At 64.1% G+C, this 23,018-nt stretch carries 19 protein-coding genes and 2 pseudogenes; 18 read left to right on the forward strand and 3 right to left on the reverse strand.

Translation table 11 applies throughout. From position 1 onward, the window contains the following. Positions 1–531: 531 nt before the first annotated feature. Positions 532–1,356 (reverse strand): IclR family transcriptional regulator, encoded by an 825-nt coding sequence (locus tag J8I34_RS24510; protein ID WP_209775473.1) that lies wholly within the window; start codon positions 1,354–1,356, stop codon positions 532–534. A gap of 145 nt (positions 1,357–1,501) precedes the next feature. Here J8I34_RS24510 and J8I34_RS24515 point away from each other — a divergent pair, with 145 nt between their 5' ends. From J8I34_RS24515 to J8I34_RS24550, 8 genes and pseudogenes are all read left to right on the forward strand, one after another. Beyond that, positions 1,502–2,518, forward strand: coding sequence for an amidohydrolase family protein (locus J8I34_RS24515; RefSeq protein ID WP_209775447.1), 1,017 nt, complete (start codon positions 1,502–1,504; stop codon positions 2,516–2,518). A gap of 173 nt (positions 2,519–2,691) precedes the next feature. Continuing rightward, the gene (locus tag J8I34_RS24520) at positions 2,692–3,648 is read left to right on the forward strand and encodes a Bug family tripartite tricarboxylate transporter substrate binding protein (protein ID WP_371748131.1); all 957 of its coding nucleotides are present in this window, start codon (positions 2,692–2,694) and stop codon (positions 3,646–3,648) included. Between the two features lie 60 nt (positions 3,649–3,708). Continuing rightward, positions 3,709–4,908: a CaiB/BaiF CoA transferase family protein gene (locus J8I34_RS24525; RefSeq protein WP_209807186.1), complete on the forward strand. Its 1,200-nt coding sequence runs from the start codon at positions 3,709–3,711 to the stop codon at positions 4,906–4,908. After that, the gene (locus J8I34_RS24530; RefSeq protein ID WP_209807187.1) at positions 4,905–5,777 is read left to right on the forward strand and encodes a citryl-CoA lyase; all 873 of its coding nucleotides are present in this window, start codon (positions 4,905–4,907) and stop codon (positions 5,775–5,777) included. Before J8I34_RS24525 ends, J8I34_RS24530 begins: the two co-directional genes overlap by 4 nt. A gap of 151 nt (positions 5,778–5,928) precedes the next feature. Beyond that, the gene (locus J8I34_RS24535; RefSeq protein WP_209807188.1) at positions 5,929–6,888 is read left to right on the forward strand and encodes a Bug family tripartite tricarboxylate transporter substrate binding protein; all 960 of its coding nucleotides are present in this window, start codon (positions 5,929–5,931) and stop codon (positions 6,886–6,888) included. Positions 6,889–7,088: 200 nt separating this feature from the next. Continuing rightward, positions 7,089–7,196, forward strand: a pseudogene (locus tag J8I34_RS34820) (LysR substrate-binding domain-containing protein); the annotation flags it as partial. Positions 7,197–7,642: 446 nt separating this feature from the next. Further along, positions 7,643–9,235: an aspartate:alanine exchanger family transporter gene (locus J8I34_RS24545; protein ID WP_209807189.1), complete on the forward strand. Its 1,593-nt coding sequence runs from the start codon at positions 7,643–7,645 to the stop codon at positions 9,233–9,235. Between the two features lie 58 nt (positions 9,236–9,293). Continuing rightward, positions 9,294–10,286, forward strand: coding sequence for a 2-hydroxyacid dehydrogenase (locus J8I34_RS24550; RefSeq protein ID WP_209775441.1), 993 nt, complete (start codon positions 9,294–9,296; stop codon positions 10,284–10,286). A gap of 473 nt (positions 10,287–10,759) precedes the next feature. Here J8I34_RS24550 and J8I34_RS24555 read toward each other — a convergent pair whose 3' ends face one another. Further along, complete coding sequence (locus J8I34_RS24555; RefSeq protein WP_209807190.1) at positions 10,760–11,683, reverse strand: LysR family transcriptional regulator; 924 nt, start codon at positions 11,681–11,683, stop codon at positions 10,760–10,762. A gap of 136 nt (positions 11,684–11,819) precedes the next feature. Here J8I34_RS24555 and J8I34_RS24560 point away from each other — a divergent pair, with 136 nt between their 5' ends. From J8I34_RS24560 to J8I34_RS35510, 10 genes and pseudogenes are all read left to right on the forward strand, one after another. After that, positions 11,820–13,244 (forward strand): aldehyde dehydrogenase family protein, encoded by a 1,425-nt coding sequence (locus J8I34_RS24560; protein ID WP_209807191.1) that lies wholly within the window; start codon positions 11,820–11,822, stop codon positions 13,242–13,244. Between the two features lie 131 nt (positions 13,245–13,375). Then, positions 13,376–14,677, forward strand: a complete 1,302-nt coding sequence (locus J8I34_RS24565; protein WP_051320519.1) for an MFS transporter — start codon at positions 13,376–13,378, stop codon at positions 14,675–14,677. Positions 14,678–14,736: 59 nt separating this feature from the next. After that, positions 14,737–16,374: a fatty acid--CoA ligase gene (locus J8I34_RS24570; RefSeq protein ID WP_209807192.1), complete on the forward strand. Its 1,638-nt coding sequence runs from the start codon at positions 14,737–14,739 to the stop codon at positions 16,372–16,374. 139 nt (positions 16,375–16,513) lie between these two features. Further along, the gene (locus tag J8I34_RS24575) at positions 16,514–17,392 is read left to right on the forward strand and encodes a TauD/TfdA dioxygenase family protein (protein ID WP_209807202.1); all 879 of its coding nucleotides are present in this window, start codon (positions 16,514–16,516) and stop codon (positions 17,390–17,392) included. 47 nt (positions 17,393–17,439) lie between these two features. Beyond that, on the forward strand, positions 17,440–18,630 hold the full coding sequence (locus J8I34_RS24580) for a lipid-transfer protein (RefSeq protein ID WP_209775436.1): 1,191 nt from the start codon (positions 17,440–17,442) through the stop codon (positions 18,628–18,630). A 54-nt stretch (positions 18,631–18,684) separates the two neighbouring features. After that, positions 18,685–19,128, forward strand: coding sequence for a MaoC family dehydratase N-terminal domain-containing protein (locus J8I34_RS24585; protein WP_029047996.1), 444 nt, complete (start codon positions 18,685–18,687; stop codon positions 19,126–19,128). 13 nt (positions 19,129–19,141) lie between these two features. Further along, the gene (locus J8I34_RS24590; RefSeq protein WP_209775435.1) at positions 19,142–19,561 is read left to right on the forward strand and encodes a MaoC family dehydratase; all 420 of its coding nucleotides are present in this window, start codon (positions 19,142–19,144) and stop codon (positions 19,559–19,561) included. 77 nt (positions 19,562–19,638) lie between these two features. After that, positions 19,639–20,469, forward strand: coding sequence for an SDR family NAD(P)-dependent oxidoreductase (locus J8I34_RS24595; protein ID WP_209807193.1), 831 nt, complete (start codon positions 19,639–19,641; stop codon positions 20,467–20,469). A gap of 21 nt (positions 20,470–20,490) precedes the next feature. Further along, positions 20,491–21,639 carry an acyl-CoA dehydrogenase family protein gene (locus tag J8I34_RS24600; RefSeq protein ID WP_029047999.1) on the forward strand — a complete coding sequence of 383 codons (1,149 nt, stop codon included), beginning with the start codon at positions 20,491–20,493 and terminating at the stop codon, positions 21,637–21,639. Positions 21,640–22,001: 362 nt separating this feature from the next. Beyond that, positions 22,002–22,076: pseudogene (locus J8I34_RS35510) on the forward strand (SEC-C metal-binding domain-containing protein); the annotation flags it as partial. A gap of 39 nt (positions 22,077–22,115) precedes the next feature. Here the strand turns inward: J8I34_RS35510 and J8I34_RS24610 are convergent. Beyond that, positions 22,116–23,003: a LysR family transcriptional regulator gene (locus J8I34_RS24610; RefSeq protein ID WP_029048001.1), complete on the reverse strand. Its 888-nt coding sequence runs from the start codon at positions 23,001–23,003 to the stop codon at positions 22,116–22,118. Positions 23,004–23,018: the final 15 nt, after the last annotated feature.

A 23,018-nucleotide genomic window follows, 5' to 3' on the forward strand; every position in this document is an offset into this window, starting at 1 on the left:
CACCATCGACGCCGAGATCGAGAAACTTCTCTCCGGCTACGGCTCAAAGTTTGAAATCCGTTTCTCGTGAATACTTATAAAGCTGGAATGGAGCACGCAACAGTCCGGCATATTTTCCGGCGGACAACGGTCGAGGCGGACCATGAACGCAGCGGGCGAAACGCCCCACAGGTCCGTTGCTTCGCACTGAAAAGCTATGGCCGCATGGATGATGAGCGCGGTCGCACGAACCTCAATCCTCGACAACAGCGCCAGCTGCCGTCGGAGGCAAAAATAAAAATGCGATTAATCGCCAAGCTGGTCGATCGGCAGCCTTCGTAGCAGCACGCAGATGGGCGGGGAACCGAAGTTTCGCGGGTTCATGGACACTTGAGCACCGTGCGCGGGATTCTGGATTGGTCTTGCATTGCACGCTCTCCGGCTCTTTGGTACCGAGACGAAACCCCGAGGCGGGGCGGCATTCCAGGAGTCAGGTGCAGCGCTTACGGGATTGCTTGGCCCAGGTCTGGACCACCGAAGAGTCTGCGCTACCTACGGTGCCTCATGGGCGCCGATGGCACCGCTGGTGATGATTTGCTGCATGTGCAGCTGCGCAATACTGCTATCGAATCGCCCTCCATTGCCGCCGAGGATCTCGGTGGCCTGCCTGGCAGTCTTTAGCAGCGTTGTCACTGCCGCGAACATGGTCGGCGCAGCGGCGAGTCTCTGCTTTGGCCCGGACAAGGTCAAGGCGCCGACGAGTTGCCCCATCGCGCTGAAAACAGGGACTGAAGCGGCCGCAGTCTCGGATTCGCGCTCGCCATATGACACAGCCCACAAGCGCTCGCGAACCTCGCGCCAGCGTTCATCGCTGGTTTCGCTGAACGCCAGCAACACCTTGCCCGAGGCACCGCGATCAATGGGGAACTCATCGCCGACACCGATCGCGACGCGCACAGCGCGCGCCGGCTCCACCCGATACAGCACCAGCCGCCGGTCCCCCTGGCGGACATAGAACGAAGCGGTCTCGCCGAGTTCGCGGCTGAGTTGCTCAAGCAAAGGCTCAATGACAGGACCGACGCGAAACGATCGCTGATAAATCGCGGCCAGCCGTAGCGGCTGTGGGCCAATTGCATACTGGCCATCGTCAAGCTTGCGAATGAAGCCGCCGTGCTCCAGCGCGCCCAGCAAGCGCAACACCGTACTCTTGTACATATCCGTGCGGCGCGAGAGTTCCGTCAGCGTCAGGCGGTCATCGTTGGGGCCGAATGCCCCAAGAATGGCAAAAGCGCGATCCAGCACCGCCACGCCACTGGAACTGTCGGCAGGCAGGACCTTGGTCCGGCCATCGAGCGGAGAAGTGGAGTTGTGGCCCATGTTGGTCGTGGCTGTTTGTTCTGTCCAGTAGAACACGTTTTCAAAAAAATAGAAAGATGAGGGTATACCCTCCTTTCTAACGCGGTTTCTCGCGCCTAAAGTTCTTTTCCATAGAACACGGTTCTGTCTGAGAGAACAAAGCGCGATGAGTAACTACCTTCCCGTTCGGCCCGAATGGCTAGCCTCTGCCACCGAGGAGGCGCTTGAGCCGTCGTTGCCAATCGTCGATGCGCATCACCATTTCTACGAGCGCCCGGGATGGGCCTACCTGCGCGACGACTATCTGCAGGATCTGCGCTGCGGGCACGACATCCAGGCGTCCGTGTATATGCAAGCCCTGACCCGCTACCGCGTAGCAGGCCCTGAGGCACTACGTCCGGTCGGCGAAACCGAGTTTGTTTCGCAGGCAACGCCAACGCACGCCGGCGGGGAGCCTCAAGTTGCCCAGGCCATCGTGGGCTACGCGGACTTGCGGCGTGGCGCGGCTGTGCGCGAAGTCCTGGAAGCCCATCTTGCGGCCGGCGGCGGCCGTTTCCGGGGCGTGCGCCACCTCACCACCTGGGATGCCGACGCCTCCCTCGCCAATCCTCTTACCGCCGCACCCCGCGGACTGCTGCTGGATCCTGGATACCGCGCAGGCGTTGCAGAGCTGGCGCCCCTGGGACTGTCCTACGATGCCTGGCTGTTCTTTCCGCAGCTCCCGGAACTGTTCGACCTGGCCAAAGCCAACCCGGATACGGTTGTCATCGTCAACCATTGCGGCGGCATCGTGCGCATCGGCCAGTACCGTGACAAGCAGGCGGAAGTGTTCACGCAGTGGTCGCGCCATATGCGCGAACTGGCCCGCCTACCTAACGTACGCGTCAAGCTGGGCGGCCTGGGCATGCGCATCAACGGCTTTGGCTTTGACCAGGGGGAGCGCCCGCCGTCATCGGTTCAGCTCGCCGACACGTGGAAACCGTGGATGCTCACGTGCGTGGAAGCGTTTGGCGCCGAGCGCTGCATGTTCGAAAGCAATTTCCCGGTCGACAAGGGTTCGTACCCCTACAGCAACGGCTGGAACGCCTTCAAGCGCCTGACTGCACAGGCCAGCGCAGCCGAGCGCGACGCGCTGTTCCGCGGGACGGCCAGTGCCGTGTACCGGCTTGGCGAATCGCCTTAATCCACCTTGAATTGCCAGCCCCTGCTGCTGCAGGCCAGCTCCTCCACCTTCTGCCAACAACCCACACCTCACCGACCGGATCTATGCCATCCGCCCGTACAGGAGACGACATGACTCACGCTCACACTCACCAGCCGTTCGCCACGGCAACCCGCCGCAGTTTTGCCAGAGCCATGCTCGGTTGCACCGTGTCGGCGCTGCTCGCCGCCGGCGTCACAGGCGCGGCTGCGGCCGAGGCCTATCCATCCCAGCCGGTCCGGCTGGTCGTGCCGTTCCCGCCTGCCGGCGGCACCGACGTGCTCTCGCGCCTGGTGTTCAACAAGATCGGCCAGGCCACGAATTGGAAGGTAGTGGTGGAGAACCGCGCCGGCGCCGGCGGCAATATCGGACTCGATAGCGTCGCCAAGGCCAAGCCGGATGGCTACACCCTGGGCATGGGCCAGACCGCCAACCTGGCGATCAATCCCACCTTGTATCCGAAGATGCCCTACAACGCACAGAAGGACTTCACGCCGGTAGTCCTGGTCGCGGCGCAACCGGTCGTGCTGATCGTGCGTAGCGATGCCCCTTACAAGAACGTTGCCGATCTGGTTGCGGCGGGCAAGGCGAAACAGCTATCGATGGCATCGGCAGGCGCCGGCACCGTCGGCCACCTCACCGGCGAAATGTTCGCGCGCCGCGCCGGCATCAAGATGCTGCACGTCCCTTACAAGGGGGCCTCACCAGCGCTGACCGACCTGATGGGCGGGCAGACCGATTTCTATTTCGCCACGCCGCCGATCGCGATGCCGATGGTCAAGGCCGGCAAGGTCCGTGCGATCGCCGTGACCTCCGCCAAACGCCTGCCGCTGCTTTCCGCCGTGCCGACCGTGGCGGAGTCGGGCTACGCCGGCTTCCAGGCGGAAGACTGGAAGGCGCTGGTGGCGCCCGCCGGCACGCCGGCGGAAGTGGTGGCGCGCCTGAATGCCGAGGTCAACAAAGTGCTGGCACAGCCGGACACCATCACCAGGCTGCGCGAAGAAGGCAGCGAGCCGCGCGGCGGCTCGGCCAAGGACCTGACGACCTTCATCCAGAGCGAAAACACGCGTTGGGGCGACATCGTGCGTCAGTCCGGCGCTCGCGTCGAGTAATTCATTCAGTGGTGCCGCGGCGGCCGTAACGCCGTGGCCCCACGCCACCGGAAGCCAGTCATGCAAAAGCCCTTGCGCAATATTCGCGTGCTCGACCTCACCAACGTGCTGGCCGGGCCCTTCTGCTGCCACCAGCTTGCCCATATGGGCGCCGAGGTCATCAAGGTGGAAACGCCCGGTACCGGCGACCTGGCACGCCAGCTGGGCGCCGATGCCGAGCTGAACCAGCGCCTGATGGGCGTGTCGTTCCTCGCCCAGAATCCCGGCAAACAGTCGATCACCATCAACTTGAAGCACGCCCACGGCAAGGAAATCTTCCGCAAGCTGGTGCGCAGCGCCGACGTGGTGGTGGAGAACTTTCGTCCCGGCGTGATGGACCGCCTCGGCCTGGGGTACGAGACGCTCAAGCAGGACAACCCGCGCCTGATCTATTGCGCGATCTCGGGCTTCGGCCAGGACGGCCCGCTGGCTGAACTGCCGGCCTACGACCAGATTATCCAGGGCATGTCCGGGGTGATGAGCATCACCGGCAAACCGCAGACGGCCCCGTACCGGGTCGGCTATCCGGTGTCGGACACCATCGGCGGGCTGACCGCGGCCTTTGCGGTGGCGGCATCGCTCGCCGACCACCAGCGCACCGAGGGCTACTTCATTGATGTCTCGATGCTGGAAGCGACGCTCGCCACCATGGGCTGGGTGGTGTCGAACCACCTGATCGCGGGCAGGGCGCCGGTGCCGATGGGCAACGAGAACATGACCGCAAGCCCCTCGGGGACGTTCCGCACCGGCGACGGCCTGCTCAATATCGCCGCCAACAAGCAGGAACAGTTCGAGGCTGTGTGCCGCGTGGTGGGCAAGCCCGAACTGGCCACCGATGAACGCTTCGCCCAGCGCCAGGCGCGGCTGGCCAACCGAGCTGCGCTGACGGCAGCGCTGGAGGCCGAGCTGGCCAGCAAAGCGGCCACCGAGTGGTGGCCGCTGCTGAACGAGGCCGGCGTACCGGCGGGACCCGTGCTGAGCGTGCCCGACACGCTCGCCCATCCCCAGGTGCGTGACCGCGGCATGATCGGTGAATTTGCCGATGCGCCGGGCGTTGGTCGCGACATTCGCGTGGTGCGTACGGGCTTCAAGCTCAATCGCGAGGCCCCGGCCGTCGACACGCCACCACCCGAACTCGGCCAGCATACGCGCGCGATCCTGGGCAGCCTGGGCTACAGCGACGCGGACATCGACCAACTCAGCCAGGAGCGCGCAATATGAGCCGCATCGAACAAGCCCCCAACACGCCCGATAGCACCATGGACGCCGGCCAACGCTTGTCGCAGGACTGGTGGCGCACCGAGATCATCGACATGCGCCCCGGCGAAATTCGCTATCGAGGCTATCCCATCGAGCAGCTGATCGGCCGCGTGTCGTTCGCACAGATGATCTGGCTGATGCTGCGCGGCGAACTGCCGGGGCCCGGCCAGGGCGAACTGCTTGATGCCGCCCTGATGGCGGCCGTGGACCACGGCCCGCAGGCGCCCAGCATCGCCATCGCGCGCATGGCGGCCACCTGCGGCGTGGGGCTGAACAACGCGATGGCCTCGGCTGTCAACGTGCTGGGCGACGTGCATGGCGGTGCCGGCGAGCAGGCCGTCGAGCTGTACCAGGACATCGCGCAACGCATCGACGCAGGCGCCGGCCTGGATGAGGCGGTCGGTGCCGGCCTGGAGCGCTACCGCGACCTGCACGGCAAGTTCGTCTCAGGGTTCGGCCACCGCTTTCATCCGCTGGATCCGCGAGCGCCGCGCCTGCTGGCACTGGTAGACCAGGCATCGGAAAACGGCGTCGTCAACGGCCGCTACGCCGCGATTGCTCGCGCAGTGGAGCAAGCCCTAGGTGCAGGCCGCAGCAAGCCGATCCCGATGAATATCGACGGCGCCACCGCCGTCATCTATGCCGAACTCGGCTTCCCGGCGCCGCTGGCGCGCGGGCTGTTCTGCCTGTCCCGCTCGGTCGGCATTCTCGCGCATGCGTGGGAGCAGACCAACCAGGGCGGGCGCAACAAGGGACCGATCCCTCGGCAGTTCCTGTGGACGTATGACGGCACGCCCCAGCGCGACGTGCCGGAGCCTCCGCGCGAATAGGACCACGATGCCGTCTTGCGACGAGCGAGACGTCATCCAAGGCATCTCTCGACAAGACGCGGGCGACGGCAGTCGCCCCGCGATGACCCGCATCGCCCGGACGCCGCCTCACCGGCGCCGGACAACGACAAGCCACACCAAGGAGACAACCATGTTGAACCGACTGATCGCTACCGTTGCCATGCTCTGCGCCACCCTGCCGGGCCATGCCGAGACCTGGCCCAGCAAGCCGGTGCGCATCGTCGTGCCGTACTCGGCCGGCGGCACCACCGATTTCGTTGCCAGGCAGGTCGCACAGAAACTGACCGAGAGCACCGGCAAATCCTTTTTTGTTGAAAACAAGCCAGGAGCCAGCGGGACGATCGGTACCATGCAAGTCGCGCGCGCCGCCCCCGACGGTTACACCCTGCTCGCGAACGACACCACGTACACGATGCTGCCGTCACTCTTCAAGACCCTGCCCTGGGACCATGAGCGTGACCTGGTGCCGGTCACCACCATCGCGCAGACGCCGGTAATTATCATTGTTCCTACAGGATCGCAATTCAAAAACCTGCAGCAACTGATCGCATACGCCAAGCAGAACCCCGGCAAGCTCAACTTTGGCTCCGGCGGCGCAGGGAGCTCGACACATCTGGCGGCGGAAGTGTTCGAGAAAAGCTCAGGCGTCTCCCTGGCGCACATTCCCTACAAGGGCGCCGGCGAAGCATTGATGGGCCTGATTGCCGGAAATGTCGATCTGCTGATTACCGCGACACCCACTGCGATCCCCCAGGTCAAGGGCGGCAAGGCACGAGCGTTGGCGGTCACTGGTGCAGCCCGTGTACCGACACTCCCGGAGGTGCCGACGTTCACCGAGGCTGGACTGAAAGATTACGCCGTGACCAACTGGTTTGGCCTCGCTGCGCCCAAGGGGACGCCGCCGGAACTGGTTGCCAAGCTTCAGTCCGAAGTGCAGAAGAGCGTGCAAAGCGCCGACGTCAGGGAGCGACTGGAGAGCATGGGGGCACAACCCGGCGGAATTCCGTCAGCGGAGTTTGCGAAACGGATCAAGCAAGACACCGTTACCTGGACGCAAGTGGCAAAGGCAGCCAATGTCAAGCCGGAGTAATTGGCGCGCATCTGCATTCCATGCCTGCGCGGCGGCATTCCAGCGGCGCTCGACGTCTTGCAGTATGGCCTGTGCGCGCCCCGCGGCCGTGCTGATGGTGACTATATATCGGTCATGCTTGCCATGTCGTTTCAAGGAGGTCCGCGCTTCCCGCCATCCTTGTCTCCCAGCTTTGCAGACCATGCTACGACGATGGCGCGCTGCGGCTGGAGATCCATGTCGGCCGCAGTCCGTTCCTGATGGAAGCACTGCGCCGCGGCGAGATCGACCTGACCGTCTCCACGCGCGAGGATGCCACGCTGGACGGATCTTCGACAACACGGGCAGAAATCAAGGCTGTCTGGAAGAAAATGCAATTAATCGCCAGGCGAGCAACCCAACAAAGAATGGAGCCAACAGGCAAGTGGGTTTGTGTTCGTGATGTCCCGCCGGGACTGCTCAGGGTAGGCTCGGAGGTACTTTCACGATCGTGAAAGTAAAATTCGCCTTGCCTGAAGCTCACTGGCGGTGCTCGCGGAGAAGCTGTGTGGGGGCTCTTGCGCCGGCAGCTTGCGGCATGTGGCATGCCTCGTCCGTCTGGCGGGCAGCCGTCCTATGCCCGGCACCGCAACCGTGGAATCGATTTGACGTCCGGCACAATTGACCTACCCTGCATATTCAGGCCCTGAGCGAGGAGAGCGGTGCTCCCCGCCCATCTATTTCGGCAAGCCATACCGGCCTGTCCCGCTGATCTTTCGGCTAGAAGGAACTGGCAATGGATGCAGTCCGGGTCTTATTCGAAACCCAGCCCTTGTTCACTTTGCTCCTCACGGTTGCACTGGGTTACGTTGTCGGCGAAATTAATATCAAGGGCGTTGCGCTGGGTTCCGGCGCCGTGCTATTTGTCGGCTTGGCAATCGGGGGGTTCGCACCCAAAGCGGCGCCGCCCCCGCTGGTCGGGACTCTCGGCCTGCTGCTGTTCCTCTATGGCATCGGCATCCAGTACGGCGCCCAGTTCTTCGAGGGGCTGACCAGTACCCGGGGACTGAAGGCCAATGCCGCCGCGGCCCTGGGAGTTATCGGTGCCGGAATGGCGTCGCTGGCGCTGGTTCCGCTGTTCGGGCTGAAGCTCGATGAGTCGCTGGGCATCTTTGCCGGCACCGGGACCAGCACGGCGACATTGCAGGCCATCATTGCGGCCATGAAGGGCGATGGCGCGGCGGTTGGCTACAGCGTGGCATACCCGTTCGGTGTGGCGGGCCCGATCCTGATTCTCTATGTCCTCGGTGCGGTGCTTAAAGCGAAAATCGAGGCGCCAGCGGCAAAGATCATTGAGACTGCCGAGATTTCCCTGCGCAACCCGGAGCTCGTCGGCCTCACGCTTTCCCAGCTGAAGGCGCGCCTGCCAGCGGGGCTGGCCATTGCGGCGGTGCGTCGCGAGCACCATAACCAGCTGCCAACGGAAGACCTTGTCCTGCGCACGGACGACGTTCTGCTGGCGACGTCCACCGAGCCCGCATTGCTTCGGGAAGCTGCTGGCATGTTGGGAGAGTTGCAGCCAGGCCGGATGAGCAGTCATCGCGAGGACCTTGACTATGTCCGCCTGTTTGCCTCAAGCCGTGCCGTGGTCGGGCTTGCGCTGCGCGATATCCGCTTTCCTGATGGCATCGCAAGTTCGATCGTCCAGGTACGCAGGGGCGACGCGGACATGCTGCCAAGCCCCGAGCTCATCCTCGAAGTCGGGGATCGGGTCGGGCTGCTAGTGAATCGCGCCCACACCAAGACCATGCGCAAGTTTTTCGGCGACTCCATCAAAGGTACCGCAGAGCTGAGCTTCATTTCCATCGGCATTGGCGCGGCGGTGGGCCTGCTGGCGGGCATGATTCCGCTGCCGGTCCCGGGCGCTGGCAAGCTGACCCTCGGACTGGCCGCACTGCTGCTGGTTGCGCTCTATCTGGGAAAGATCCGTCGTTCGGGCCCGCTCGTCTGGACCATGCCGCTTTCTGCCAACCTGGTGCTGCGCAATCTCGGGCTTACCATTTTCCTGGCACAGGTGGGAATATCCTCAGGGCCCAGGTTCTTCTCGACCATTGCCATCGCCGGAGCTTCGCTGCTTTTCTACAGCCTGCTCATTGTTCTGGTGCTCGTGCTGGTCACGGCCCTGGCTTGCCTGTGGATCTTCAGGATGCCCTTCGATGTGGCAGCGGGCGTCATCTGCGGGGCGACCGGAAATCCGGCAATCCTGGCGTTCGCCAACCGCGTAGCGCCCACGGAGCAGCCGGATATCGGCTACGCCATGATCTTTCCTTCGATGACGGTTACCAAGATCCTGTTCGTGGAGATTGCCATGGTCCTGGCTGGCGGGTAGGGCAAACAGGCATTTCTGCCCGAAGCCCCGGGACCTCATTCCGACCCGGAGAGAAGCCATGAAAGTTGCCGTATTCAGCGCCAAGCCCTACGACCGAGAGTATCTTGACGCCGCCAATGTTGCCGAAGGCCATCAACTCGACTTCTTCGATGTTCAGCTCGACATCAATACTGTCAGTCTGGCCGCTGGTCATGGAGCAGTCTGTATTTTCGTGAACGATGTCGCGGATGCAGCCGTGCTCAATGTGCTCCGGCGTGGCGGCACGTCACTGGTTGCGCTGCGCTGCACCGGATTCAACAATGTCGATCTTGGCGCCGCAGCGGGTCTCGACATGAAGGTGGTGCGAGTCGTCACGTACTCGCCCAACTCGGTGGCAGAGCATGCCGTGGCCCTGCTGCTGGCTATCAACCGGAAGATCCACCGTGCCTACAATCGCACGCGGGACTTCAATTTCTCGCTCGATGGCCTGATGGGGTTCGATTTCTGCGGCAAGACCGTCGCCGTGGTCGGCACCGGGAAGATCGGTCGGGTATTTGCCCGCATCATGCTTGGCTTCGGATGCGAAGTGATCGGCTATGATGTGTTTCCCTCACCGGAATTCGAAGCCTTAGGCGGCCGCTACGCCCAACCCGGCGAAATCGGCGCCAGTGCGGACATTATTTCCCTGCATTGCCCACTGACTCCGCAGACTCACCACATCATCAATGCCGACGCACTGGCGCGCGCCAAGCCCGGGGCACTGCTGGTCAATACCAGCCGCGGAGGCCTGCTCGATACCGTGGCCGCAATCGATGCACTGCAGAGCCGACAACTTGGTGGGCTGGCACTGGACGTGTACGAGCAGGAAGCCGACCTGTTCTTCCGTGATCTCTCCAGCACTATCATCGCCGACGACGTGATGCAGCGATTGGTCTCGTTCCCAAACGTCATCGTGACCGGGCACCAGGCCTTTCTCACGCGGGAAGCCGTGTCGACGATCTGCCAGACGACCCTGCGCAGCATGACCGAATTCGAGTCCGGCCTGGCGCTGACGAACGAGGTCAGCGCATGAATTTGGAGGCCACGTCGTGCGTCGATAAGCTGATGAGCTTTCATCGCCACGACAGCGACCTTGTCCGCTTGCACGCCGCAGAGCCAGGCCAGCGCGTTAGCGTACATCCATGGACGATGCACGTACTTTCTCGACAGCTTTGGCCACGGTGCCGGCAAGGATGCGATTGTTGGCGACGTTCGCTTGCGCGGGCAAGTTCCGCAAGAGCCGCGATACCCCAGCGTCTCCGTTATCGCTCCACGCTGCATCCGGGCCGATGCCCTGAAAAAAGTCGTGACCCTGGCCGGCATGAGTCCCCAATCACCATCAAAGCCTTGTCGCTCTATCACGCGCAGGCCGTTGTTTCATAACCAAATCTCCTTGTATCACCTGAAAGGCACCGGAATTTGCCTCACCTGGCGTGACGTGGTACTCAAACTTTCCTTTGTGCTACGAAATCCGGACGGCAGCGCTGCACGAGCGCAACTGGAACGTCATGGCTGGCAGTCGTCGGCAGGTCTCAAGACGCTGTTCGCTACGCGTTCAATGCATTCCATGGCGGATCTTGCAATGGGCGAAGGGGTTCGTCCCGTCAGCGAAACGATGCCCGGGCGCACGATCAATACCGGAGCATCCGTGATCGCAAGTTTGACCAGGGCGCCGGCTTCAACGTCGGCGGCGACGAGTGCACGGGGACTTGCCAGAACTGCTTCTGTGCTGAGTGCCACGGCGCGCAGGATGCCGAAGTTGTCGCATTCCAGCGCCGGCACCGTGGTGCTGGCCGGTTGGCCCAATGTTGCGGCCAGCGTGGCCTGCATCATGGCCGGCGGCGTCGCCGACGCCAGCCCGAATTGCCAGATCTGCGCGAATGCGCAGTGAGTTCCAGCCAGCGGATGGCCCGAGCGAGCGTAGAACTCGATCCGCTCGGCAGGCAGGAGCCGGATGGTTAGCGCAGCTTCTTCGGGCAGCTCATTGGTGTCCGAGACAAAGAACTCGATGCTTTCCCCGCGTAGCCGCTCCAGCAACTGCTTCCAATTGCTTTCCTCCACCCGCAGTGCGACCCTGGGATGGCGTTGCCGCAGCTCGGACAAGACGCGCGGCATCAGCGTCACCGCGGGGAAGGGTCCTACGCCAAAGGCCGTGTCGCCCAGCTCCACATCCCGATAGAGGTCGATATTGCGCTGCAGGCAGCGGGCGTCGAACAGGAGCTTGCGCGCACCATCGATCACAAATTGTCCCGCCGGCGTTGGGCGAACATCTGCATCGCCTCGCTCAAACAAGCGCAGGCCGAGTTCTGCTTCGATGGCCTGGATGCTGCGGCTGAACGCCGGCTGGCTGAGATGGACGCGCGCGGCCGCGCGCGCGAAATGCAACTCATCGGCCAAGGCAAGAACGTGGCTGAGACGGCGGAGATCCATACTACACGCATTGCGTCCAACGCATTGATCGGATGCTGATTATGCATTGGACGAATCACGGTGGCAAACCTAAAGTCAGCGCATCAAGTCCCGGCGATGAACGGGACGACCCGGATGCAGGACAAACGGAGACACCATGAAAGTGCTGGACAAGTTCTACATCAACGGCGAGTGGGTAGCCCCGTGCATGCGCGCCACCTACGCCGACATCATCGACCCCGCGACCGAGGCGGTCATCGGCAAGCTGGCCATGGGCAGCGCTGAGGACGCCGGACGTGCCGTACAGGCCGCGAAGGCAGCGCTGCCGGCGTGGTCGGCCACCCCGCGTGAGACCCGTGCCGCGCTGCTGGAGCGCGTGATGGCGGGCTACCAGGCGCGTCTGGGCGAACTGGCGGACGCGGTGCGGTGCGAGATGGGTGCTCCGGTGACGCTCTGTCAATCGCTGCAGGCGCCCATCGGCCTGGGCCAGATTCAGGCCACGCTTGAAGCGTTGCGTGATTTCGAGTTCGAGAGCGAGCGCGGCCGCAGCCGGATCCGGCGCGAGGCGGTCGGCGTGGCGGCGCTGATCACTCCATGGAACTGGCCGCTGAACCAGATCGCGGCAAAGGTTGCGCCGGCGCTTGCAGCGGGCTGCACGATGGTGCTCAAGCCGTCGGAGATCGCGCCGCTGGATGCAGTGCTGTTCGCCGAGATCCTGCACGCCGCCGGGGTGCCGGCTGGCGTCTTCAATATGGTGTTCGGCGACGGCAGCGTGGTAGGGGCTGCGCTGTCGTCGCACCGCGACGTGGACATGGTTTCCATCACTGGTTCGACCCGCGCTGGCGTAGAGGTGGCCATTAACGCCGCACCAACCGTCAAGCGCGTGGCGCAGGAACTTGGCGGCAAGTCCGCGCTGGTCATCCTCGACGATGCCGACCTGCAGGCTGCCGTCACCACCGGCGTGGCGCAGTGCATGATGAATGCCGGCCAGACCTGCATCGCGCCCACGCGCATGCTGGTGCCGCGCCAGCGCTACGAAGAGGCGGTGTCGATTGCCGCGGCAGCGGCCGATGCCATTTGCGTGGGCGATCCCGCCGATCCGCAGACCGGCATGGGCCCGATCTCCAACCGCGCGCAGTACCAGAAAGTGCAGCGCATGATCGGCATCGGCCTGGAGGAGGGCGCGCGGCTGGCCGCGGGGGGAGCGGGACGACCACACGGGCTCGAATGCGGTTTCTATGCCAGGCCGACCATCTTCGCCGACGTCCGCAACGACATGACGATCGCGCGCGAGGAGATATTCGGCCCGGTGCTCGTAATGATTCCCTACGACGGCGAGGAGGCGGCGATCGCCATCGCCAACGATACCGACTATGGCCTCGCCGCCTACGTGGCCGGCACCGACCCCGACCGCACGCAACGCGTGGCGGCGCGGCTGCGCGCCGGGGTGGTTTTCGTCAATGGCGCCATGCTTGACCTGGCTGCGCCCTTCGGCGGATGCAAGACCTCAGGCAACGGACGGGAATGCGGTCCGGAAGGCCTGGCCGAGTTCCTCGAGACCAGGACGGTGACGTCGCCCTGAGCGGGCACGCCGCCTGCAGTTCTCTCGCGGCCTGCGGGCCGCGGCGCCCTACGCTGTCCCATTGACGATTTCCCCGGCGGCCGCCATCGATGGCAACCCGCCGCGGAGACTTGCACCTTGCCGGAGAACGCATGAACACCTCCTATCAACCGGCCATGGCCTGGCGCACCGCCTTGCTGCTGGTGGTCTATATGGTCATCAATTTCGCCGACAAGATCGCGGTCGGCCTGCTGGCCGTGCCGATGATGACGGAGCTGGACCTGTCGCCTGCACAGTTCGGGCTGATCGGCAGCAGCTTCTTCTGGCTGTTCGCCATCGCGGGCGTCAGCGGCGGCTTCCTGGCCAACCGCCGGCCGACGACCGGCATCCTGCTGGCGATGGCGTTGGCCTGGTCGGTGCTGCAGATCCCGATGGCCATGTCGTCCAGCCTCTTCGTGCTGGTGGCGGCGCGCGTGCTGCTGGGCGCCGCCGAAGGACCGGCGTGGCCCGTTGCGGTCCACGCTTGCTACAAATGGTTTCCCAACGAGAAGCGCGAACTGCCGGTGGCCTGCCTGGCGCAAGGCGGCGCCATCGGGCTGCTGCTGGCAGGCATGGCCATGCCGCTGGTGACGGCGCACTGGGGATGGCGTGCCAACTTCTACGCGCTGGCCGTGATCGGCTTCGCCTGGGCGCTGCTGTGGATGGCGCTGGGGACGGAAGGCCGGGGCGCCGACGCCGAGACGCGCGAGGAGAAGGCCGGCATGCACGTGCCCTATCGCCGGCTGCTGGCCGAACCCACGGTGGCGGCATGCATCGCCATGAAGTTCTTCTCCTACTGGGGACTGGCTCTGACGCTGACCTGGTTGCCAGCCTATTTGCAGAAGGGCCTGGGATATGGCGCCGTCGAATCGGGAAGGCTGTACGCGGCACTCATCGCCATGGGCCTGCCGATCAGCCTCGCGGGATCGTGGCTGGTGCGTCAGTTGCTGGCGCGCGGCGTGTCGTCGCGGACGGCTCGCGCAAAGGTGGCCGCGGCGGCCGTCGCCATGGGCGGCGCGGCATTCATGCTGGTGTGGCTGGGAGAACTGCCGCCGTTGTGGCGCGCGGCGCTGATCGGCCTGACGCTGGGGCTGGCGCAGGTCATGTATGCGGTGGGACCCGCCATCCTGGCGGAAGTGGTGCCCGATTCGCAGCGCGGCGCCATCCTTGCCATCGACAACTCCATTGCTTCGTTTGCCGGCGTGCTGGCGCCGCTGGTCACCGGCTTCCTGGTGCAAGGCATGAGCGGCAGCGCGGGCTATGAGGCGGGCTTTGCCCTCTGCGGGCTGCTGATGGTCGCCGGCGCGTTGGCCGGGGGCTTGGCGATCGATCCGGCGCGCGCCGCCTTGTCCGTGCGCCGGCACGCGAGACCTGCCTACCACTATCGCGGCGAGGCCGCGGCATCGAGCCACTGACAGCCCATTGCGCCCTGGCAGGCAATACCCAACAAAGACACCGAATGGAGCAGAGACATATGACCGCCTACCACTTTCCCCTGCTGATCAAGCAGTTGCTGGCCACGCCGATCGCGCAGCGCTCGCGCAACGACATTGTCTATGACGACCGCGTGCGCTTTGGCTATCCCACGCTGGTCGAACGCATCGGCCGGCTCGGCAGCGCGCTCACCCGGCTGGGCGTGGCCCGCGGCAGCACGGTCGCGGTGCTCGACTGGGACAGCCATCGCTACCTGGAAGCCTATTTCGCCGTGCCGATGCTGGGCGCGACGCTGATGAAGACCAACATCCGCCTGTCGCCGGAGCAGATTGCCTATACGCTCGACCATGCCGAGGCGGAGACGCTGCTGGTCAACGTCGACTTCCTGCCGCTGATCCACGAAATCCGCGCGCATTTGCCGCGCGTCAAGCGCCTGATCTGCCTGGCCGAAGACGGCAAGGTGCCGCCGGAGCTTGACTGGGCCGGCGAATACGAGGCGCTGCTTGCCGCCGGCGATCCGGCGCATGCGTTTGCGGAATTCGACGAGAACACGCGCGCGACGCTCTTCTACACCACGGGCACCACCGGCCTGCCGAAGGGCGTCTCGTTCAGCCACCGCGACCTCGTGCTGCACAGCCTGACCGCGCTGGCAACGCTGTCGCAGTCCGGCGAGAACGCGAGCTTCTCGCGCAACGAGGTGTACATGCCCCTGACGCCGATGTTCCACGCGCATGCCTGGGGCTTTCCGTACATTGCCACGCTGTGCGGCTGGAAGCAGGTCTACCCTGGCCGCTACGAGCCATCGAAGCTGGTGAACCTGTTCCGCAAGGAGGGCGTCACCTTTTCGCATTGCGTGCCGACCGTCCTGCACCTGGTGCTGTCGGCGCCGGCCGCGCAGGACGCCGACTTCGGCGGATGGAAGGTCGTGATCGGCGGCAGTGCCCTGTCCCGCGCGCTGTGCAGGCAGGCGCTGGCGCGCAACATCGACATCTTCTCCGGCTATGGCATGTCCGAGACCTGCCCGCTGCTGAGCCTGGGCCAGATCAAGAGCGACGTGGCCCAGGACATCGCCGACCCCCAGGCGCGACATGAGCGCGAAGTCGACATTCGCGTCGGTGCCGGGCTGCCAGCGCTGCTGACGCAGATGCAGGTGGTCGGCGCCGATATGCAGCCAGTGCCTGTGGATGGCGTATCCGTCGGCGAAGTGGTGGTGCGCACGCCCTACCTGACCCAGGGCTACATGAAGAACCCCGACGCCAGTTCCGCGCTGTGGGAGGGCGGCTGGCTGCATACCGGCGACATCGGCCGATTGGACGCGGATGGCTATCTGCATCTGGTGGACCGGGCCAAGGATGTGATCAAGAGCGGGGGCGAGTGGGTCTCGTCGATCGACCTCGAAGATGCCATCTCCCAGGTGGCCGGCGTGTCCGAGGTGGCCGTGATCGGCGTCCCGGACGCGAAATGGGGAGAAAGGCCGATGGCGCTAGTTGTGCCACGCGCAGGCGATGCCCCTCTGGATGCCGACACCGTGCGCAGCCACCTCGCGGCACTGGCGGATGCCGGAACGATCTCGAAGTACGCAATTCCGGAGCGCATCCTGCTGGTCGACCACATCGACAAGACCAGCGTGGGCAAGCTCGACAAGAAGCGCCTGCGCGAACGCTATCAGCAGAACTGACCAGCGTCGTGCTGGCCATGGTGTTCCGGCGCTGAAAGGCGTAACCATCAATCGCGGTCTGGTAAGCACCGGACCGGCTGCCTCAAGGAAAATTGGAATGAGCGAACAAGCATTTGCTGCCGCGCCGAATAGCCCGGCCATGATCCGCCCGGGTGTCCGCAAGGCCTCGTTCACGGTGGAACCCGTCGCGACCTGCCTCGGGGCGGAGATTGGCAACATCGATCTCAGGGTGCCGCTCGACGACGATCAGTATCTGGCATTGCGCGCGGCGCTGTTGAAACACAAGGTATTGTTCTTCCGGGACCAGGATATCAGTGCTGCGCAGCAGGTCGCGCTGGCGCGTCGCTTTGGCGACCTTGAGGTGCATCCCGTCTTTCCCCACCACCCCGACCACCCGGAGCTGGTGATACTCGGTGGCGATAACAAGCAGGCGGCGCGCGAGAATATCTTCCACACCGACGTGAGCTGGCGCAAGCTTCCGTCAATGGGTTCGCTGCTGCGCTGCGTCGAATGCCCGCCGGTCGGGGGCGATACGCTGTGGGTGAACATGGCCGCGGCGTACTCGGGCCTGCCCGCAGCGGTGCGTGAGCGGCTTGCCGGCCTGCAAGCCGTGCACGATATCCTGCCGGCCTTCGGCTCGCGCATGACTGCCGAGCAGCGCGAGGCCCGCCGCCAGGAGTTCCCGCCGGCGACACATCCGGTCGTGCGCACGCACCCCGAGACCGGCGAGCAGATCCTGTATGTGAATGAGGCGTTCACCACGCACTTGTCGAACTACCTGGAACAGCACGAGAGCCAGTATCGATTCGGCTTTGATTTCCGGATCGAGGAGATGGACCTGCTGCACTACCTGTTCCGCCAGGCGAGCGCGCCGGAATACCAGGTGCGCCTGCGCTGGCGTGCCAACACCATCGCGTTCTGGGACAACCGCTCCACGCAGCACTACGCCGTCCAGGACTACTTCCCTGCGCGCCGTTGCATGCTGCGCGCGACCATCATCGGCGACGCGCCGTTCTGAGCGCCACACCGTCAAGGTTTTTTCTGCCACCAGGGAGGGAGATTCATATGTCAAAAGCCGTAGTCGCCGGAGTCGGCATGATTCCGTTCAGGAAGCCAGGCGCCAGCGGTACATACATCGAGATGGGTTCGGAAGCCGCGCGCATGGCACTGGGCGATGCCGGCCTCTCGTATGACCTCGTGCAGCAGGCTTACGTTGGCTATGTGTACGGCGACTCGTGCGCCGGCCAGGCTGCCTTGTATCCGGTAGGCCTCTCGCAAGTTCCGATCGTCAACGTCAACAATAACTGCTCGACCGGATCGACGGCATTGTTCCTGGCCCGCCAGGCGGTCGAGAGCGGTGCGGTGGAATGCGCGATCGCGTTGGGTTTCGAGCAGATGCAGCCGGGCGCGCTGAAGTCGCAGTGGGATGACAGGCCGGCCCCGCTGGGCACATTGCTGGACATCACCCGAGACCTCAACCAGGAAGCGTCGGCTGCAGGCATCCCTATTGCCCTGTTGCAGTTCGGGGGCGCGGGAAGGGAGCACATGGAGCGGTATGGCACCAGGCTGGAAACCTTCGCCGCGATCCGTGCCAAGGCCAGCCGCCACGCCGCCAACAATCCGCTGGCGATCTTCCGCAAGGTGGTTACCGTCGAAGATGTGATGGCCGATCCGGTGATCTGGCCTGGCGTGATGACCCGCCTGATGGCGTGCCCGCCGACCTGCGGCGCGGCTGCCGCCATTCTTTGCTCGGAAGCGTTCGCCAGGAAGCACAACCTGCGCGCCGACGTGCGCATCCTGGCCCAGTCCATGACCACTGACAGCCCGAAGGCTTTCGAGAGTCGCTCGATGATCGAGGTCGTGGGTTTCAGCATGGCGCAGGAAGCCGCTCGCCAGGTGTACGAGAGCGCCGGCGTGAGCCCGTCGGACATCAAGGTTGCGGAGTTACATGACTGCTTTGCGCACAACGAGTTGCTGACCTATGAATCGCTCGGCTTCGCGCCGGTGGGGGGCGCCGAGAGGTTCGTGCTTGACGGCGACAACACCTACGGTGGCAAGGTCGTGACCAATCCGTCGGGCGGCCTGCTGTCGAAAGGCCACCCGCTGGGCGCGACCGGCCTGGCGCAGTGCTATGAGCTGACGCGCCAGATTCGCGGCACGGCCGGGCCGACGCAGGTCGAGGGCGTGAACATGGCGCTGCAACACAACCTCGGCCTGGGCGGGGCCTGCGTGGTGACACTGTATGGCCGCGGCTAGGACGAAGTGGCGCCGGATGGCGGCGCCACCGGATATGAACAGCGAGATTCCCACATGGCAGACCAAAGCCTCATAGGCAGCAAGTTGTCCCACGGCACCGTCGAGGTCGAGAAGGGCCGCCTGCGCTTCTTCGCCAAGGCGATCGGCGAAACCGATCCGATCTACACCGACGAATCCGCCGCGCGCGACGACGGCCATCCCGCCTTGCCGGTCCCGCCGACCTTCCTTTTCTGCCTGAACAGCGAGGTGGGCGAGCTGAGCAAGACGCTGGAAGTCCTGCAGATGGACCTGGGCCGCATCCTGCATGCCGAGCAGGTTTTCGATTACCACCGCATGGCCTACGCCGGCGACGTGCTGCAGTTCGAGACCCGGGTCTCGGACGTCTACGACAAGAAGGGCGGTGCGCTGCACTTCGTCGTGCAGGAAACCCGCGTTACCAACCAGAAGGGCGAGCACGTCGCTGACCTGCGTAGCACGCTGGTCGAGCGCCGTGCCTAATGAAATATTCCCAATGCAAGCACCGCGCTATGAAGACGTGAAGGTCGGCGACCTACTGCCGGCGCTGGCCCTGCCGGCCATCAACCGTACCACGCTGGCGCTTTACGCCGGCGCCTCGGCTGACCATAACCCAATCCACATTGACATCGACTTTGCGCGCAAGTCGCGGATGCCGGACGTGTTCGCGCACGGCATGCTGTCGGCCGCCTACCTCGGCCGACTGCTGACCGGTTGGGTGCCGCAGTCGGCGCTGCGAAGTGTCGCGATCCGGTTCACCGGCATCACCCACCTGGGTAACCAGCCGACATGTACCGGTGAAGTCGTCGAGAAATTCGAGGCTAACGGCGAGCATCGCGTGAAGGTGGCGATCAGGTCCACCAATCAGCATGGCGAGGACAAGCTGGTTGGCGAGGCCATCGTCGCGCTGTACTGACTGACTGATTGCCGCCCCACGCCCCTCAATGGGAGAGCGGGGCAGAACCCGACAGAGCATCCAAAGGAGACACCTAAATGACCAAACTCGCAGGCAAGTCCGCCATCGTCACCGGCTCGGGCCGTGGCATCGGCCGGGAAGTGGCCCTGAAACTGGCGGCCGAAGGCGCACGTGTGGTGGTGAATGACCTCGACGCGGAGCCGGCGCACGAAGTCGTCGGCCTGATCAAAGCGCAAGGCGGGGAGGCCGTGGCCTGCGTCGGCAGCGTGACCGCTTCCGACTTCGCCGACCGCCTGGTGAGCACTGCTGTCACGAATTATCAAGGCATCGACATTATCGTCAACAACGCCGGCTTCACCTGGGACAACGTGATCCAGAAGATGACCGACGAGCAGTGGTACGCCATCATGGATTGCCACCTGACGGCTCCCTTCCGCATCCTGCGCGCTGCTTACCCGGTCATCAGCGCCGCCGCCAAAGCAGAGGCTGCGGAGGGCAGGGAGGTGTTCCGCAAGATCGTCAACATTTCGTCGGTCTCAGCCGGCGGCAACGTCGGCCAGGCCAACTATTCGACGGCCAAGGCCGGCATCCTCGGCATGACCAGGACGCTGGCCAAGGAATGGGGTCGCCTGAAGGTCAACGTGAACGCCGTTGCCTTCGGCCACATCGAGACCCGCCTGACCGTGCCCATTGCCGGCAAGGAAAGCGCCACTGTCAGTATCGAAGGTCGCGAGATCAAGGTCGGCATCAGCGAGGCGCTGGTCGAGCAGTCGAAAAAGATGATCCCGCTCGGCCGACCGGGCACCCCGGTCGAGGCCGCCGGTTCGGTCTACCTGTTCTGCCAGCCGGAGTCGAACTACGTGACCGGGCAGGTGCTTATCTGCGGCGGCGGTATCGGTAGCATCTGAGGCGGAACCGGGGGAATTAGCATGCTAGAAAATTTCCGTTCGCCGTGGATGGATGAGGACCTGGACGCGTTCGCCGATGCGGTGCAGCGCTTCTGCAAGGACATTATCGAGCCCAACGAAATGAAATGGCGCGCGCAGCATCACGTCGACCGCCAGGTCTGGCGCAAGGCCGGCGAACTTGGCCTGATCCTGCCCGATCTGCCCGAGGCCTATGGCGGCGCCGGTGGCACGGCGGCGCATGCGGCGGTGGTGGCGCGCGAAATGGGCTACGCCGGCAGCACCGGCTTCGGCTATGGCATCAACTACCTGGTGGGACATTACCTGGGCAGCTACGGCACCGAGACCCAGAAAAGTCGCTGGCTCCCCGGCATCGCGTCCGGCGAGATCATCACGGCGGTCGCCATGACCGAGCCGGGCACCGGCTCGGACCTGCAGGGCGTGCGGACCACGGCGCGCAAGCGCCCCGATGGCAAGTACGTCATCAATGGCGCCAAGACCTTCATTACCAACGGGCAGATGTGCGACATGGTGGTGGTGGTCGCCAGGACTGGCGACGAACCGGGGGCTAAGGCCATCTCGCTGCTGATCGTGGATGCCAACAACCCTGGCTTCCGCCGTGGTCAGTGCCTCGACAAGGTGGGCCAGGACTCCGGCGACACCTCCGAGCTGTTCTTCGACGAATGTGTGGTGGAGGCCGATGCGCTGCTTGGCGGCGTGGAAGGCCAGGGCTTCTTCCAACTCATGGGCCAGCTTCCGTACGAACGCGCCCTGATCGCCGTTGGAGCCGCCGCGCAGATGGAGCGGGCCCTTGCACTGACTGTGGCGTACGTCAAGGAGCGCAAGGCCTTCGGCAAGGCGCTGATCGAGCAGCAAAACACACGCTTCGTGCTGGCCGATGTCAAGGCCACGGCGACGGCTTCGCGCGCCTTTGCCGATCACATCATCAGGCACTGGATCGACGGCACGCTCGACTCGTCGCTGGCCTCGATGGGCAAGTTCTGGCTGACCGAGCGCCAGGGCGAGGTAATCGACAAGTGCCTGCAGTGCTTCGGCGGGTATGGCTACATGCTGGAATACCCGATTGCCCGCATGTATGCGGATGCCCGCGTGCAGCGAATCTACGGCGGCGCCAACGAGATCCAGCGCGAACTGGTGGCGCGTTCGCTGTAACGCCGGGATCGGGCTGCGCCAGGCCTGCGATTCCTGCAGGCCTGGCGTGAGCGACTTCGAGCGCCGTCCGCGACGTGATGACGTCGCTTTCTGCTTCGCGAAGCCGGCCGAGCAGGCAGACCCTCAACACGGAGATTGTGTCCGTGCTGTTCGATTTGAACGCGGTGGAGTCCATCGACCTGATCCGGGAGGCATATGCCAAGGATTGTGTCGATCTCGACGGGGTTGGCGATCTGGAGGACGTCGGGATTGCGCTTGGCTTGCGCACCGAACGCGCAACCGCACCCAAGCGAGGAAAATTCTTTCAGCGCCTGCGGGACCTGTCCAACTATCAAGAAGCGACGCGCCCCCGTACCGCTGGGCCAAAGACCGGAAGAAATGATCCCTGCCCGTGCGGAAGCGGGAAGAAGTACAAGAAATGCTGCCTGGAGGTGTGACGGGGAGTAATGATGCAACCGAGATTTCGGACGACGAACTCAGATGGCGACTCCCAGTTTCACAAACGCGCGCACGGCCGCCGATAGCTCCCTGCGTCTGTGAGCCAGTGCTAAGTGCACAGGCAAACTGAAATCAGCAATCTGTTTGTAGCAAATCCCGGGCTGTGAAAAATTCCGCATCGACTCCGGCACGATCGCTATGCCGTAGCCCGCGGACGCCATACTGATCGCGGAGATGAAATCCTGAACGCGATACTCAAGATGCGGGGTAAAGCCGCCGGCTTTTCCCAACGCAGACAGTACGTGCCCGAATCCTTCTTCGTCGTCGAACTGAGGGACGATAAAAGGCTGTTCTGCCAGAACACGCGCCGGAACTGAGGCCCGGCTGGCCAATGGATGGCTCCGCGCCATCGCAACCAACAAGCGCTCTGTCTGTACAACCTTCGCAATCACGCCAGCCGGGTACAGACGTCTGGGCCTCACAATCCCGACATCGATCTGGCCGTCTTTCAGCGCCTCAAGCTGCCGGGGGGATTCCATCTGCACCACTTCGACCCGTACGTTTTCATGTGAGCACCGAAATTCAGTCAGCAACCTTGAAAGAAGGCCGCTGCTTACCGCGGAAGCCACGAATCCGATTCGGATGACGCCGGCAAGCCCCCTGGCAGCCAGTCGCCCCACCTGATCCGCGCGCTCGAGATGACGCAATGCGGCGACAGCCTCGGTGTGAAATAGGTGGCCTGCATCCGTAAGCGTGACGGGTTGTCGCTTGTTGCGGTTCAGCAGTGTTACGCCCAGGTCTCGTTCAAGGCGTTGAATCTGGGTGCTCAGGGCTGACTGGGCAACGTCCAGGCGGTCTGCAGCCTTGGCAAAGTGCAGTTCCTCGGCCACAGCCAGGAAGTACCGCAACTGGCGGACATCGATCATTTTTTAATCTCAAAA

It is taken from the genome of Cupriavidus phytohabitans (assembly GCF_017815025.1).
Classification (GTDB): domain Bacteria; phylum Pseudomonadota; class Gammaproteobacteria; order Burkholderiales; family Burkholderiaceae; genus Cupriavidus.

Coding starts and splice junctions, on each gene's coding strand:
- J8I34_RS24510 (WP_209775473.1), bottom strand. CDS start 1,356: ATGGGCCACAACTCCACTTCTCCGCTCGATGGCCGGACCAAGGTCCTG.
- J8I34_RS24515 (WP_209775447.1), top strand. CDS start 1,502: ATGAGTAACTACCTTCCCGTTCGGCCCGAATGGCTAGCCTCTGCCACC.
- J8I34_RS24520 (WP_371748131.1), top strand. CDS start 2,692: ATGCTCGGTTGCACCGTGTCGGCGCTGCTCGCCGCCGGCGTCACAGGC.
- J8I34_RS24525 (WP_209807186.1), top strand. CDS start 3,709: ATGCAAAAGCCCTTGCGCAATATTCGCGTGCTCGACCTCACCAACGTG.
- J8I34_RS24530 (WP_209807187.1), top strand. CDS start 4,905: ATGAGCCGCATCGAACAAGCCCCCAACACGCCCGATAGCACCATGGAC.
- J8I34_RS24535 (WP_209807188.1), top strand. CDS start 5,929: ATGTTGAACCGACTGATCGCTACCGTTGCCATGCTCTGCGCCACCCTG.
- J8I34_RS24545 (WP_209807189.1), top strand. CDS start 7,643: ATGGATGCAGTCCGGGTCTTATTCGAAACCCAGCCCTTGTTCACTTTG.
- J8I34_RS24550 (WP_209775441.1), top strand. CDS start 9,294: ATGAAAGTTGCCGTATTCAGCGCCAAGCCCTACGACCGAGAGTATCTT.
- J8I34_RS24555 (WP_209807190.1), bottom strand. CDS start 11,683: ATGGATCTCCGCCGTCTCAGCCACGTTCTTGCCTTGGCCGATGAGTTG.
- J8I34_RS24560 (WP_209807191.1), top strand. CDS start 11,820: ATGAAAGTGCTGGACAAGTTCTACATCAACGGCGAGTGGGTAGCCCCG.
- J8I34_RS24565 (WP_051320519.1), top strand. CDS start 13,376: ATGAACACCTCCTATCAACCGGCCATGGCCTGGCGCACCGCCTTGCTG.
- J8I34_RS24570 (WP_209807192.1), top strand. CDS start 14,737: ATGACCGCCTACCACTTTCCCCTGCTGATCAAGCAGTTGCTGGCCACG.
- J8I34_RS24575 (WP_209807202.1), top strand. CDS start 16,514: ATGATCCGCCCGGGTGTCCGCAAGGCCTCGTTCACGGTGGAACCCGTC.
- J8I34_RS24580 (WP_209775436.1), top strand. CDS start 17,440: ATGTCAAAAGCCGTAGTCGCCGGAGTCGGCATGATTCCGTTCAGGAAG.
- J8I34_RS24585 (WP_029047996.1), top strand. CDS start 18,685: ATGGCAGACCAAAGCCTCATAGGCAGCAAGTTGTCCCACGGCACCGTC.
- J8I34_RS24590 (WP_209775435.1), top strand. CDS start 19,142: ATGCAAGCACCGCGCTATGAAGACGTGAAGGTCGGCGACCTACTGCCG.
- J8I34_RS24595 (WP_209807193.1), top strand. CDS start 19,639: ATGACCAAACTCGCAGGCAAGTCCGCCATCGTCACCGGCTCGGGCCGT.
- J8I34_RS24600 (WP_029047999.1), top strand. CDS start 20,491: ATGCTAGAAAATTTCCGTTCGCCGTGGATGGATGAGGACCTGGACGCG.
- J8I34_RS24610 (WP_029048001.1), bottom strand. CDS start 23,003: ATGATCGATGTCCGCCAGTTGCGGTACTTCCTGGCTGTGGCCGAGGAA.